Origin of the sequence: Rhodoferax ferrireducens (assembly GCF_049302455.1) — a bacterium.
GTDB lineage: Bacteria > Pseudomonadota > Gammaproteobacteria > Burkholderiales > Burkholderiaceae_C > Rhodoferax > Rhodoferax ferrireducens_B.
The window spans coordinates 129,084-142,549 of the sequence record NZ_JBAQMD010000040.1 but is presented as its reverse complement, the minus strand read 5'-3'; the positions used below and the strand labels follow the sequence as shown (position 1 = coordinate 142,549).

Below are 13,466 nucleotides of genomic sequence, written 5' to 3'. Positions count from 1 at the left end.
CCAGGGCCGGTCCGCCGCGGGTGCTTGCGGCTATAAGCGGGATGCCCGCTCGTGCCGCCACCGAAGCCAAGCCAGGCCCAGTGCGACAAGCGCCACCCCGGCAGCCGAGAGCAGCAACACATACTGTCTTTGCAAGAAGGCGCTACCGAGAAAAACCGTACCCAGCGCGTACGGAATTTCGGTGAGCATCAATGCGCCGAAATAGACGCGCAGCGGGTAGCCGAGCAGCCCGAAGAAGTAGCCCGAAACGTCTGACGGAACCGCCAGTTGCACCAGCACGGCGGTGACGAAGGAGCCTCCTTCGGGAATTCGTCTTTCGTAGCGGTCGATCATTCCACCGGACAGCATGCGCTGCACGGCGGGGCGTTTCAGGCGCCGGCCAATGGCGTAGGTCACGAGTCCACCCAGACACCAGCCGCTCCATAACATGAGGAAGCAACCCGTCTCGCCCCAGGTCTGCACGCCGATGGGAACGAGCAGCACACCGGAGAAGAACATCAGCATGGCCGAGAGCGCCGCCAGCCCCATGAAAATCAGTGCGCCCAGAACAGGGTGCTGGGCAATAACCGGTTCGGCCAGCGCAAGGCCGGCGACGATCTGGTGGTGAACAGTGTCAGACAAGGCCAGCAGCCCGGTGACGAGCAGGACGGCGATCACGATTCCAGCGCGCCGCGAAATCTCGGTTGACGAGCCCCAGCGCCTTGCATGTGCGACAGCGGTGTCTTTGGTCAGGCCCTGAGGCTGCGGCGGAGGGGGGGCAGGCGGTGTGGGCATCGAGCGTTCGGGTTGCGGTTGCAGCCGGGATTATCCGTTGAACCACGCGACCATCAGCACGATATCCCGCTTTCGGTGTGCGGGAACCCGAACTGAAACGATAGCGTCAGCGCTTGCCAGAGAGTGTCAAGCGGGCGGAGGCTCGCGCATCTGGACATTGTCGGCGGCCCATTCGCGCCAGAGCGCCAGCAGAATCGCCAGGATCACCGGTCCGACAAACAGACCGATGAGCCCGAACGCCACCAGCCCACCCAGTACGCCGAACAGCACCAGCAGAAATGGAATCTTGGCCACGCCGCTGATGACAAGCGGGCGCACCAGGTTATCGATCCAGCTCACGGCCAGCGCGCCCCAGAGCAGCAGGCCGATGCCGGCGCTGACCTGGCCCTTCAACAACAGCCAAGCACCGATGGAGCCCCAGATCGCCGGCGCGCCGAAGGGGATCAGGGCCACCACGGCAGTCGCCGCGCCCCAGAAGGCTGGCGCCCTGACCCCAACCGCCCAATAGCCCAGGCCCGCCAGCAGCCCTTGCGCCAAGGCAGCCAGCAACAGGCCATAGACCACGGCGCGGGTGGTGTCGCCCACCGCCTTGAAATAGGCATGGACCCGATTCCCGAGCAGGCCGTACAGGACGCCGCGCAGTTGTTCGAGCATGCGATCACCATCGAGGAACAGGAAAAAAGACGTCAGCAAGGCAAAAAAGAGGCGCAGCGCATTCAAACCAAGATCACCGACCATACGCATGGCGCGACCACCCCATTGGTCGGCCAGGTCCGACAATGGCGCGCCCCAGGCGGCACGGTCACCGCTGAGCGCGGTCAAGCGCTCCTGCAGCCACGGTCCCAGCCACGCAATACCCAGGATCGACTCCGGCAGGCGCACGCCGCTCTCCAACAACGCAGCGGCCTCACGCACGGCCGCCGCCCCCTCGCTGCGCAACAACAAGCCCGCCCAAAGCAGTGACAAGCCAAGAACCAGGGTCAGCACGAGTGTCATGGCCAATGCGGCCCAGGTCCGGCGACCGCCCAGCCACGCCAGCATTCGCAGATGCAGCGGCCACGCGACATAGCTCAGGATGGCTGCCCACGCGATGGCCGCCACGAATGGCTGCATCACCACAAAGCCCGCCAGCAGCAGGCCGCCCAGCAAGGCGGCGAGTACGGTACGGCGCAACCAGAGTGGTGTTTGCTGTTCGGTCATGGTGGGTCCTGGTGACGATAGATAAGATAAGCGCAGTGTGCGCTTTTTGGTTCAGCGGACAACAGCATCGGCCCGCAGTCAGCACCTGCAGTTGACGATGATCAAACTCGAGTTTTGAAAATCATGGAGCATCAAACCAAGCGCCTTCGATTGACGGTGACGCAGGGGCTTGGGATGCATGAGGAGATACGACCTTGACGCCGATTCACAACATTGTGGTGGCTACGGATTTCTCACCGGGTTCCAACGCGGCCGTCGATCGGGCGGTGCTGTTGGCCCAGACCCACGGCGCGTCGCTGCGCCTGCTGCATGCGTTTGATGTGAGTGCCTGGCACAGCCTGCAGGGCGTCTTTGACCCGCATCGTCTGGCCAGAGAGCCACCGCCGGATGTTCAGATACAGCGGCGTTTGACCGAGGTGGCGGCATCGCTGGCCGCCCAAACCGGGCTGCAGGTTGAAGCACGCTTCACCGTAGGCAAGGCAGCAAGTGCCATCAACGCCTACGTCACTGCCCACGACACCGCATTGCTGGTGATCGGTTCACGCCCCGAGCCGGGTCTGTTGGGACTGGGCAGCACCGCCTCCAGGCTGCTGCGCTCGCCGACCTGCCCGGTGCTGACCGTCCGTTGGGGCCATGCCCGGCCGTATGCCAAGGTGCTCGCCGCGGTTGATTTGGGCGCGGATGCGATGCGCGCGGCAACTTTTGCCGTCGCCGTGTTTCCGGCGGCGCAGCACCACCTGGTCCTGGCGCTCGCACCTGCACTGGAGCGCGCCGCGTGGCTGCAGGCCCTGGCGCAGGAGCAGTTGGCGGGGCCTGACGATTCGATGCGCGCGCAGGCGCTGCGCCAACTGGAGCAACTGGCGCTGACCCTGACCCGGCAAACCCAACATCCGGTGATCGCGGAGGTACTTGAAGACTCCCCCGCACGCGCCATCCTCGAGCGCGCCGCCGCACTGCCTGCGGATTGCGTAGCCGTGAGCCATCATGGCCAGGGCGCAGGCGCCGAACGCCTGTTGGGCAGCATGGCCCAACAGGTGTTGCAGCACACCCTGCGCGATGTGCTGGTCGTGCCATGAAATATGCGCTGGCAATGGCAATCATGGCGATTGCCTTGTTGGTTGCCGCGCAGGAGCGTGTGGCAACACCGGATAAGCCGGTGCCGGGCGCTGTCGCTGCCGCCGTGCCGCTGCTGACGGTGACCGGCCCGATTGGGCCCGCCACGGCCGACTACATTGCGCGCGGCCTGCACAAGGCCGCCCATGACCGTGCACCGCTGGTGGTACTGCAAATTGACACGCCGGGCGGGCTCGACAGCTCGACCCGCCAGATCGTCAAGGACATCCTGGCGTCAGTCGTGCCAGTGGCTGCCTGGGTGGCCCCCGGCGGCGCGCGCGCGGCCAGCGCGGGCGCCTACATTGTCTACGCCAGCCATGTGGCGGTCATGGCGCCGGGCACCAACCTGGGTGCTGCCACACCGGTACAAATGGGCGGCTTGCCTGGCACACCACAGCAACCGCAGCCCAGGCCTGCCAACCCGGCTGCGCCGCAGGGCAAGGCGAGTGAACCCAAAGACGCCGCAGACACAGTACGCCCGGCGGCTGACGCCATGACCCGCAAAATCGTGCACGACTCGGCGGCCTATCTGCGCTCGCTGGCCCAGATGCGCGGGCGCAATGTTGAGTGGGCCGACAGTGCCGTGCGTGACGGGGTCAGCCTGTCGGCAGAAGAGGCGCACAGCCAGCGGGTGATTGATTTCATCGCTGCTGATCTGCCCACGCTATTACAACGGGCGCATGGCCGTACCGTGCAGATGAGCGACGGTGTTGCGCGCACGGTGGACAGCATGGGGATGCGGACGGTCGCCATTGAGCCTGATTGGCGGACCCGGCTGCTTGGAATCATCACCGACCCAACCGTGGCCTACCTGTTGCTGCTGCTCGGCATCTACGGCATCTACTTCGAGCTGATGTCGCCGGGTTTCGGCGTGCCCGGGGTGGCGGGTTCGATCTCGCTCCTGCTGGGCATGTTTGCGCTGCAGATGCTGCCGGTGAGTTATGCCGGGGTCGCATTGATCGTGCTCGGTTTTGTGATGTTGGTGGCTGAGGCCTTGCTGCCCAGCTTTGGCGCTTTGGGCATTGGCGGCACCATCGCCTTCGTCATCGGCTCGGTCATGCTGATCGACACCGAAACACCGGGCTTGGGCATTCCGCTCGGGCTGATTGCCACCGTGGCTGTGGTGAATGTTCTGTTTGTACTGGTGGTGTTTCGGATGGCGATCAAAGCCAGGAAGCGGCCGGTTGTCAGCGGGTCGGAGGAGCTGATTGGCGCGACCGGCGAGATTCTTGAGGCCACGCCCCATGACGCCTGGATGCGTCTGCACAGCGAGCGCTGGCGCGTGCGCTCGGACTCGCCGCTGCAGCGGGGCCAGCGTGTGAGGGTGACCGGACGCGAGGGACTGGTGTTGCAGGTAGAACCCATGGCGGCCGCGCCCACCGCAGGCGCTGCGCCAAGGAGATCATTGGGGGCTTCAGGCCCATAACGTCACGTAAAGGAGACCTCTATGTACTGGGAATTCGGATACGGCTTCATCCCCATTGTGCTGATCATGCTGGTGGTCGCATCGGTGCGTATTTTGCGCGAGTACGAGCGCGGCGTGGTGTTCCAGTTGGGGCGGTTCTGGAAAGTCAAAGGCCCGGGTTTGATCATTTTGATACCCGGTATCCAGCAGATGGTGCGGGTGGATCTGCGCACCGTGGTGATGGACGTGCCACCGCAGGATGTCATCACGCGCGACAACGTGTCGGTCAAGGTCAACGCCGTGGTCTACGCCCGCGTGGTGGATTCGCAGCTCGCCATCATCCAGGTCGAAAATTACATGTTGGCCACGTCGCAACTGGCGCAGACGACCCTGCGTGCCATTCTTGGCAAGCACGAGCTTGACCAGTTGCTGGCCGAGCGCGACAAGATCAATCAGGCACTGCAGCAGGTGCTTGATGTGCAGACTGACGCCTGGGGCATCAAGGTCTCGAAGGTGGAGATCAAGAACGTCGATTTGAACGAAAGCATGGTGCGCGCCATTGCCAAGCAAGCCGAAGCCGAGCGCGAGCGGCGCGCCAAAATCATCCATGCCGAGGGTGAGTTGCAGGCGTCCGCCAAGCTGCTGGAGGCGGCGCAAAAATTGGCGCAGGCCCCGCAGGCCATGCAGTTGCGTTACCTGCAGACGCTCACGGCGATTGCCGGGGAAAAGACTTCCACCATCATTTTCCCGATGCCGATTGATCTGATTTCGTCGGTGCTGGACCGCCTGTCTGAGCGACCAAAGTCGGGCTCGCCTGGCTGAGCCGCTGCGCTGCATCGGTCGTGCCAGGCGAAGGCGTTTTTGGGTCCGGCAGCACCGACCACTGCGGCTCTTCAAATTCGCCAATAACCGTGACCTCGCAGTTTTGGGCGTGTTTTTCGAGGATGGCGCGCACGGTGTCGCTGCGGCTGTCGTCCTTGGCATCGCGGTGCGCCTTGGACTCCCAGGTGGCAATCGCCAGCAGGGTGTCGGGCGAACCGATCTTGCGGTGCAGGAAAGTGCCGCGCGCGCCTGGCGTACGCTGGATGATTTCGCTGGCGCGGATCCAGGCCGCAGCGTACTGGTCCACGGTGTAGCCGGGCTTCATCCGGACTTCAAAAATGAATTTCATGGTGGCTTCATTGTGCGACGACCAGCACATCCGCGCGCGCCCGGCCCAGACGCTGTATCAATCGCAGCGCACCCCAAGCCAAGCCGGGCTAGCCGGCTGCGGTGAAAGCTGATTGGTTTTCAAGCATTTTAGTGCTCTAGCCCCCGTGTAATAAGCGTTAGTAGCTATCTATTTGGTAGCAAAACAAGAAACTCAAACCAGTCGACTTTGGGTGTGGGGTGAGTGACTGGTGCGCCATCTTGCCAATGGATAAACCCAGCGCCAAGATTGATACTGTGACCGTGCGGCAAGTCTGTTCCCAGGGCGACGCGGTTGTTTTACGAAGATATTCCCTGTGTCGCCGATGCCCGTACCGGCCACGGCAATCACGATGTGCCCGCACGAGGCACTGGTACGGCTGAAAGATTTTTTCCGCGCACCACGGGTGGTGTGTGAATGGCCGCAAAATCCTGTCAAGAAAACTTGAATTTGATCACGATGTTTCGTCAACTGATAAACAACAACACCGCCCAGGACTGGGTCTACGCGCTGCTGGCCGCTAGCGCCTTCATGCTGCTGCTGCACATCCTGAGGCGGCTGGTTTTGCACCATCTGGAGCGCGTTGCCAAGACCACCGATACGGTGATTGACGACTTCTTGGTCGAAGTCCTGTCGGCCACACGCATTTTGCTGGTGGCCGCCACGGGCGTCTACCTTGGCACCCATTTTTTGACGCTGCCCGCTGCGCTGGAAAAATTCGTTGACCGAGCCTTCATCACCCTGATCATTTTGCAGGCTGGCTTTTGGGCCAGCCGGGGCCTGATTTTCTGGCTGAAACACCGTTTTTCCCAAGGAGAAAAGGAAGACGAAGGCGCGCGCGCCATGACCTTGTCGCTGCTGTCCTTCCTGGGCCGGGTGGTGGTCTGGGTGCTGGTCTTGCTGCTGATGCTCGACAACCTCGGCCTCAATGTGACGGCCCTGGTCACCAGCCTGGGCATTGGCGGCATTGCGGTGGCACTGGCGGTGCAAAACATTTTGGGCGACCTGTTTGCCTCGCTGTCGATCGCCATCGACAAGCCTTTTGTCATTGGCGACTTCGTGATTGTGGATGACCTGATGGGCAGCGTGGAACATGTCGGCCTGAAGACCACCCGCATTCGCAGCCTGGGCGGCGAACAAATCATTTTTTCCAATAATGATCTGCTGAAAAGCCGCATCCGCAACTACAAGCGTATGCAGGAGCGCCGCGCCGTGTTCGCCATCGCAGTCACCTACGACACCCCGGCAGAGAAACTTGAGCAGATTGCGGCACTGATTCAGCAAGCCATTGAGGCGCAGGGCGATGCCCGCTTTGACCGTGCCCACTTCAAGAGTTTTGGCCAATCTTCGCTGGATTTTGAGGCGGTCTATTATGTTTTGAAACCCGACTACAACGTCTTCATGGACGTCCAGCAGGCGATCAACCTGCAACTGGTGCGCCGCTTTGCCGAGCATGACATCAAGTTTGCCTTCCCGACCCAGACGCTGTACCTCAATCGCAGCCCGTCCCAAGTCAAGACGGAAGATCCGGTGGCCGCGAAAGTTGAATAGTATTTATGCTTTTTAGGGCTCTAGCCCCCGTGAAATAAGCGTTAGTAGCTATCAATACAATAGCGAATTGCGATCCCACGCCAGGTTGTCAATGCGACCCCTATGCAAGGTTTGCCAAACTGCTTCTTATCCAAAAGGGTGAAGCCATGGAAACGCACGGCTAACATGCGGGCATGACCTCTTCCTGGTTCGAATCCGTGCTGCAGGTGATGCACGGCCTTGCGCCCTTGCTGGTGTCCCTGTTGCACTTGGGCTGCGCGGCGGCTGTGACGGTGCATGCCTTGCTTAACAAACGGCACGTGCAGACCGCCATCGGCTGGATCGCGCTGGCCTGGCTGGCCCCGCTGTTGGGTGCCTTGCTGTACCTGATGCTCGGCGTGAACCGTATTCAGCGTGCCGGTGTCGCACTGGGGCTGAAGGACACTTGGCGGGTGGAGGGGGGAAGCGCTGATGCTTTCATCGAGGCCGATGCCATCTGTTTGCCCGAACTGGCGGGCATCAACCAGCTGACGCGTGAGATCACAGGGCGATTCTTGCTGGCTGGCAATGCGGTGACGCCGCTGGTCCATGGCGATGAAGCCTACCCAGCCATGCTGGCCGCGATTGAGGGGGCCCGCCGCTCGGTCACGCTGCTCAGCTACATTTTCAATCATGATGTGGCCGGGTTCGCCTTTGTGGACGCCCTGGCGCTGGCGCAGGCGCGCGGCGTGCAGGTGCGGGTGCTCGTTGATGCGGTCGGGGCCCGCTACAGCCGTAGCAACATGGTCAAACAACTGCGCCATGTGGGTGTGCCTGCAGCGGCGTTCCTGCGGCCGCGCCTGACCCGCCTGCTGGCTCAGGCCAATTTGCGCAACCACCGCAAGATCATGGTGGTCGATGGTGAGCTTGGCTTCACCGGCGGCATGAATATCAGCGCGGTGCATTGGCTGTCAACCCAGCCGAAGCGGCCTGTTCAATGCCTGCATTTCGCCGTGCGAGGTCCCGTGGTCGCTGACTTGCAGCGCACCTTTGCCACCGATTGGACCTTTACCACCGGCGAGGCATTACACGGCAGTCCCTGGTTTGCCGCCAACGAAGCCTGCGGCCCGGTGCTGGCACGCGGTGTTACCGACGGCCCGGATGCCGACATCGACCACATGCGTCAGGTGATTCTTGGCGCTTTGGCCATCGCCCGGCGCCGGGTGCGCATCGTCACGCCGTACTTCCTGCCCGACGAGGTGTTGCTCACCACCTTGCAGGTGACTGCGCTGCGCGGCGTGGTGGTGGACATCGTTTTGCCCGCCCACAGCAACCTGCCGCTGATGGACTGGGCGATGCGACCGCAGTTCGCCGGCCTGGTTTCCAGCGGCTGCCGTGTGCATCTGAGCGGACCCGGGTTTGACCACACCAAACTGTTTCTGGTGGATGACGCGTGGTCGCTGATCGGCTCCACCAACTGGGACGCGCGCAGTTTGCGGTTGAACTTTGAATACAACCTGGAGTGTCACGATGCCCAGTTGGTGCAGCAACTCGATGGCCTTGTCGATGAACGCATCCGCCATGCGCACCGCCTCACTGCCGCTGAGCTGGCGGGCCAGTCTCTGGCGGGGCGCCTGCGCGACCGGCTGGTCTGGCTGCTCTCGCCTTACTTGTGAGGGCCAGGGCGTGCTATAAGGAACTCATATTTGATGGCCTGTTTCGGCCAATGTGCAAAGCCCAACCAAGGAGAGACAGCATGCAAATACAAGTGAATACCGACGACCACATCCAGGGTGGCGAATCCCTGGCCCAATGGGTGCGAGACGAAGCGAGCAGCCGTCTGGGCCGGTTTCAAGACCATATCACCCGCCTGGAGGTTTTCCTGACCGACGTGGATGGGGGCAAATCTGGTGTCAACGACAAACGCTGTCGCCTTGAAGCCCGCGTGGTCAATCGCCAGCCGCTTACTGTGACGGCCGAGGCCGACAATATGAACAACGCCTTCATCGGCGCTGTGGACAAGCTTGCACGTGCGCTGGACACCGACCTGGGCCGCGTCAAGGACCGCAACGGGCGCGACACGATCCGCGCTGCGCAAGAGTAAGTCTGGTCCCGGCACTGACAGCCGGGGTGCGTCAAGTCAGGCAAGGGGCAGCAGCTTGCTTCTTAAATTCTGAAGCTGCCTCCTTGCGGCAATCAGGTCTGGTGGGGCCTTGGCAGGGCGCACGTAATTTTTCCCGCCACGAAGTGAGGAGCTAGCGGACATGAACGCCAAGAACCCAAGCTCTGAATCGCCGCGTCTCATCCTTGCCAGGGATGTGTTCGATGCCGTGATTTTCGATCTCGACGGAGTGGTCACCCGCACGGCCAAAGTCCATGCCGCAGCATGGAAAGCGCTGTTCGACGCTTTTCTTCAACAGCAGGCTGACGCCACCGGCAAGCCGTTTCGCCCGTTCGATGTGGAAACAGACTACCGCCGTCTGGTTGACGGCAAGCCGCGCTACGACGGCGTCGCCGATTTTCTCCAGTCGCGCGGCGTCGCTCTTGCCTACGGCGATCCGGCTGATCCGCCTGAACGGGAGACCGTGTGCGGACTCGGCAATCGCAAGAACCTGCTGTACCTGCAGAGGCTGAAGCAGGGGGTGGAAGTGTATGACTCCACGATTGGGCTTATCCATCAATTGCGGGCGCAGGGTATCAAAACCGCCATCATCTCCGCCAGTAACAACTGCGCGCAAGTGCTGGAATCCGCCGGCATCACAGGTCTGTTTGACGTGCGGGTGGATGGGGCGGTGGCACAACGCCTGGGCCTGGCCGGAAAACCTGCCCCTGATGTTTTCCTGGAAGCGGCCCGGCAACTTGACGTGAAACCGGCGCGCAGCGTGGTGGTGGAAGATGCGCTTGCCGGTGTGCAGGCGGGCCGACGTGGTGGGTTTGGCATGGTCATCGGCGTGGACCGCGGCGGTCATCCACAAGAAATGAAAGACGCGGGCGCGCACGTGGTGGTCGCCGACCTGGTGGAAGTCGGCGTAGCGAAGAAAACCGTTCTTACCCGCCAGCGCAGTGACGGCCTGCCTTCCGCCATGGTGGCGTTCGAAGACATCAAGGCCCGCATGAAAGGCAGGAGCCTGGCGGTTTTTCTTGACTATGACGGCACGTTGACGCCGATTGTGCAAAGCCCTGAGCTGGCACTGCTGTCGGACGACATGCGTGATGCGGTGCGCACACTGGCCCGAAGCTGCACGGTGGTCGTGATGAGTGGCCGGGATCTGCCCGATGTGCAGGCAAAGGTGGGTTTGAAAGACATTGTTTATGGTGGTAGCCATGGCTTCGAAATCTGCGGCCCCCAGGGCATGCACTTCGAGCAGGAGCAGGGCAGCGAATTTCTGCCCCAGCTCGACCAGGCCGAGCTGGCGCTGCGGGAGCGACTTGGGGGCATCCCCGGCCTTCTGGTCGAGCGCAAGAAATACGCCATCGCAGTCCACTTCCGCCTGGTCGGGCAGACAGACCTGGAGGCCGTGGAGCCCGCTGTGAATGCGGTGCTTGCAACACATCCGAGACTGCGCAAGACCCACGGCAAGAAGATTTTTGAAGTGCAGCCGGATATCGACTGGGACAAGGGCCGGGCCATGATCTGGCTGCTCGGAAAGCTCGGCCTGGCGCAATCCGATGCATTCGTGCTTTATCTTGGGGACGACATCACCGACGAGGATGCGTTCAGGTCGCTGAACGCGCAAGGCAACGGCATCGGCATCCTGGTGCGGGACGAGCCCCGCGACACCGCAGCGCAGTACGCCCTGGGCAGCATTGAAGAAGTTCGACGTTTTCTGAGTGAACTTGCCACCCTGGCGGAGGGGAAAAGGGCATGAGTCAGTGGTCCCTGATTTATGAAGATTTCGAGCCGGCCCAGGAAAAGCGGCGCGAAGCCCTGTGCACCCTGGGCAATGGCTATTTCGCCACTCGCGGCGCTGCGCCCGAAGCGGATGCAGACGACGTGCACTATCCTGGCACCTATCTCGCGGGCGGCTACAACCGGCTTGTGAGCCAGGTCGGTGGGCGCGACGTGGAAAACGAAGATCTGGTCAATATGCCGAACTGGCTGGCCCTCACGTTCCGAATTGCCGGTGGCGAGTGGTTTGATTTACAAGGGCTGGAGATCCTGGCATACAGGCGGGAACTCGATATCAAACAGGGTGTGCTGCTGCGCAGCCTGCGTTTCAAGGATGGCCAAGGGCGCGTGACGCGGCTGGCCAGCCGTTGCCTGGTGCACATGCAGCAGCCGCACCTTGCGGCGCTGGAAACCACGCTGACCGCCGAAAACTGGTCCGGGCGCATTGAAATCCGCTCGGCGCTGGATGGCCGGGTTGTCAATGATGGTGTTGCGCGTTACCGGGGCCTGGGCAACCGGCATCTGGAGTTGCTGGAAACCCGTACGCTCGACGCAGAGACCCTGTTTCTCAGGGTGCGTACCAGCCAGTCGCGCATTGAGGTGGTGCAGGCTGCCGCCACACGGCTATGGGCCAATGATCAGCCCCTTGCCTGTGCGCGCAAGACATTGCAGGAGCCTGGCTATATTGCCCAGCACATTGAATTGGATATCACAGAAGAAACACCGCTGACCATTGAAAAAATCGTCAGTTTGCACAGTTCGAAGGACAGGGCCACTTCAGAGTGCGGACTGGCAGCAGAAGAGAGCATTGCGCGCGCCGGGCGATTTCGGGATCTGTTGCGAAGTCATGTGCTGGCCTGGGGGCACTTGTGGGGGCGTTTCGATATAAGCATCGGGACGCGCGAGCCTGAGCAGGGGTTGCCGACGGTGCTGGTGCTGCGGCTGCATATTTTCCACCTGCTGCAAACTGTGTCGTTGCACACCATGGACCAGGACGCGGGCGTTCCGGCACGCGGCCTGCATGGCGAGGCTTACCGCGGCCATGTGTTCTGGGATGAGCTGTTTATCTTTCCGTTTTTGAATTTGCGCGTGCCAGAGATCACCCGCGCGCTGCTGATGTACCGTTACCGCCGCCTTGACGCGGCCCGTGCTGCAGCACGCAAGGCCGGCTATGACGGTGCCATGTATCCCTGGCAGAGCGGCAGTGATGGGCGCGAGGAAAGCCAACGCCTGCACTTCAATCCGAAGTCGGGCCGCTGGAACCCGGACAAGAGTTATTTGCAGCGCCACGTCAACGCGGCCATCGCCTACAACGTCTGGCAGTATTTCCAGGTCACCCAGGACATGGAATTTCTCTCCTTTTATGGGGCGGTGATGCTGCTTGAAATTGCCCGTTTCTGGGCCAGTATTGCCACTTACAACGAGGACCTGGGACGTTATGAGATTCTGGGTGTGATGGGCCCGGATGAATACCACGACGCCTATGCGGACAGTGAACGGCCGGGGCTGGACAACAACGCCTATACCAACGTCATGGCCGTGTGGGTGCTTTGCCGCGCGCTGGAAGTGCTGGAACTACTGCCGCAGGAACGACGCCAGGAATTGAGTGACACACTTGCACTGCGCCCGGAAGAACTGGCACGTTGGGACCATGTCAGCCGCAGGTTGCGTGTGGTTTTTCACGGTGACGGCATCATCAGTCAGTTTGAACACTACGACCGCCTGGAGGAATTTGACTGGGAAGGCTACCGCAAAAAATATGGTGATATCCAGCGTCTGGATCGTGTCCTTGACGCGGAGGGCGACACGCCCAACCGCTACCAGGTTTCCAAGCAGGCCGATGTGCTGATGCTGTTCTATCTGTTCTCGTCGGAAGAATTGAGCGCGCTCTTCGAGCGTCTTGACTACCCATTTGGATACGACACCATCCCGAAAAACATCAATTACTACCTTCAACGGACCTCGCATGGCTCCACGCTCAGTCGTGTCACGCATTCCTGGGTGCTGGCGCGCTCTGATCGCGAAGGTTCCTGGCGCCTGTTTGCCCAGGCTTTGATGAGCGACGTGGAGGATATCCAGGACGGCACCACGCCGGAAGGCATCCATCTGGGCGCCATGGCCTCCACAGTGGACATGATGCAGCGTGCTTACACCGGGGTAGAGGCGCGCGCAGGCGTGCTCTGGCTCAACCCGCAGTTGCCCAAGACCATCGACAGTCTGTGCATCCATATCCACTACCGCAACAAGTCGCTAACCATGACGGTATCCGGCGACGTGCTCACAGTCGAGGTGGCGGGCGTCACGCCAGAGGCCATCAAGATCGGTTTCAAGAATGATGTCCATGAACTCCGGCATGGACAGACGAAGGAATTCACGCTGTAAGAAAG

Annotated in this window: 11 protein-coding genes; 8 read left to right on the top strand and 3 right to left on the bottom strand. The window is 61.6% G+C overall.

All coding sequences use genetic code 11. The features are described 5' to 3' along the window. Positions 1-30: 30 nt before the first annotated feature. Complete coding sequence (locus WA157_RS07715) at positions 31-657, bottom strand: TVP38/TMEM64 family protein (RefSeq protein ID WP_422620390.1); 627 nt, start codon at positions 655-657, stop codon at positions 31-33. A gap of 243 nt (positions 658-900) precedes the next feature. Beyond that, positions 901-1,974: an AI-2E family transporter gene (locus tag WA157_RS07710; protein WP_422620389.1), complete on the bottom strand. Its 1,074-nt coding sequence runs from the start codon at positions 1,972-1,974 to the stop codon at positions 901-903. Between the two features lie 194 nt (positions 1,975-2,168). Between WA157_RS07710 and WA157_RS07705 the strand changes: the two genes are divergently transcribed. Genes WA157_RS07705 through WA157_RS07695 form a run of 3 tightly spaced genes read left to right on the top strand, consistent with a single transcriptional unit; the run spans position 2,169 to position 5,314 of the window. Further along, positions 2,169-3,050 carry a universal stress protein gene (locus WA157_RS07705; RefSeq protein ID WP_422620388.1) on the top strand — a complete coding sequence of 294 codons (882 nt, stop codon included), beginning with the start codon at positions 2,169-2,171 and terminating at the stop codon, positions 3,048-3,050. Further along, positions 3,047-4,513, top strand: a complete 1,467-nt coding sequence (locus WA157_RS07700; protein WP_422620387.1) for an NfeD family protein — start codon at positions 3,047-3,049, stop codon at positions 4,511-4,513. Before WA157_RS07705 ends, WA157_RS07700 begins: the two co-directional genes overlap by 4 nt. 21 nt (positions 4,514-4,534) lie before the next feature. Beyond that, complete coding sequence (locus tag WA157_RS07695; RefSeq protein WP_422620386.1) at positions 4,535-5,314, top strand: slipin family protein; 780 nt, start codon at positions 4,535-4,537, stop codon at positions 5,312-5,314. On the opposite strand, the gene WA157_RS07690 is transcribed toward WA157_RS07695, so the two are convergent. Then, on the bottom strand, positions 5,232-5,663 hold the full coding sequence (locus WA157_RS07690) for an antibiotic biosynthesis monooxygenase family protein (RefSeq protein WP_422620385.1): 432 nt from the start codon (positions 5,661-5,663) through the stop codon (positions 5,232-5,234). The two genes, WA157_RS07695 and WA157_RS07690, sit on opposite strands and share 83 nt — an antisense overlap. Positions 5,664-6,140: 477 nt before the next feature. Here WA157_RS07690 and WA157_RS07685 point away from each other — a divergent pair, with 477 nt between their 5' ends. The 5 genes from WA157_RS07685 (at position 6,141) to WA157_RS07665 (ending at position 13,461) form a co-directional block, all read left to right on the top strand. Further along, complete coding sequence (locus WA157_RS07685) at positions 6,141-7,232, top strand: mechanosensitive ion channel family protein (protein ID WP_422620384.1); 1,092 nt, start codon at positions 6,141-6,143, stop codon at positions 7,230-7,232. Between the two features lie 173 nt (positions 7,233-7,405). Then, positions 7,406-8,866 (top strand): phospholipase D-like domain-containing protein, encoded by a 1,461-nt coding sequence (locus WA157_RS07680; RefSeq protein ID WP_422620383.1) that lies wholly within the window; start codon positions 7,406-7,408, stop codon positions 8,864-8,866. Positions 8,867-8,946: 80 nt separating this feature from the next. Further along, the gene (locus tag WA157_RS07675; RefSeq protein ID WP_422620382.1) at positions 8,947-9,294 is read left to right on the top strand and encodes an HPF/RaiA family ribosome-associated protein; all 348 of its coding nucleotides are present in this window, start codon (positions 8,947-8,949) and stop codon (positions 9,292-9,294) included. Between the two features lie 160 nt (positions 9,295-9,454). After that, on the top strand, positions 9,455-11,059 hold the full coding sequence (gene otsB / locus WA157_RS07670; protein ID WP_422620381.1) for a trehalose-phosphatase: 1,605 nt from the start codon (positions 9,455-9,457) through the stop codon (positions 11,057-11,059). Continuing rightward, positions 11,056-13,461, top strand: a complete 2,406-nt coding sequence (locus WA157_RS07665) for a glycoside hydrolase family 65 protein (protein WP_422620380.1) — start codon at positions 11,056-11,058, stop codon at positions 13,459-13,461. Before otsB ends, WA157_RS07665 begins: the two co-directional genes overlap by 4 nt. The last annotated feature ends 5 nt before the right edge of the window (positions 13,462-13,466 follow it).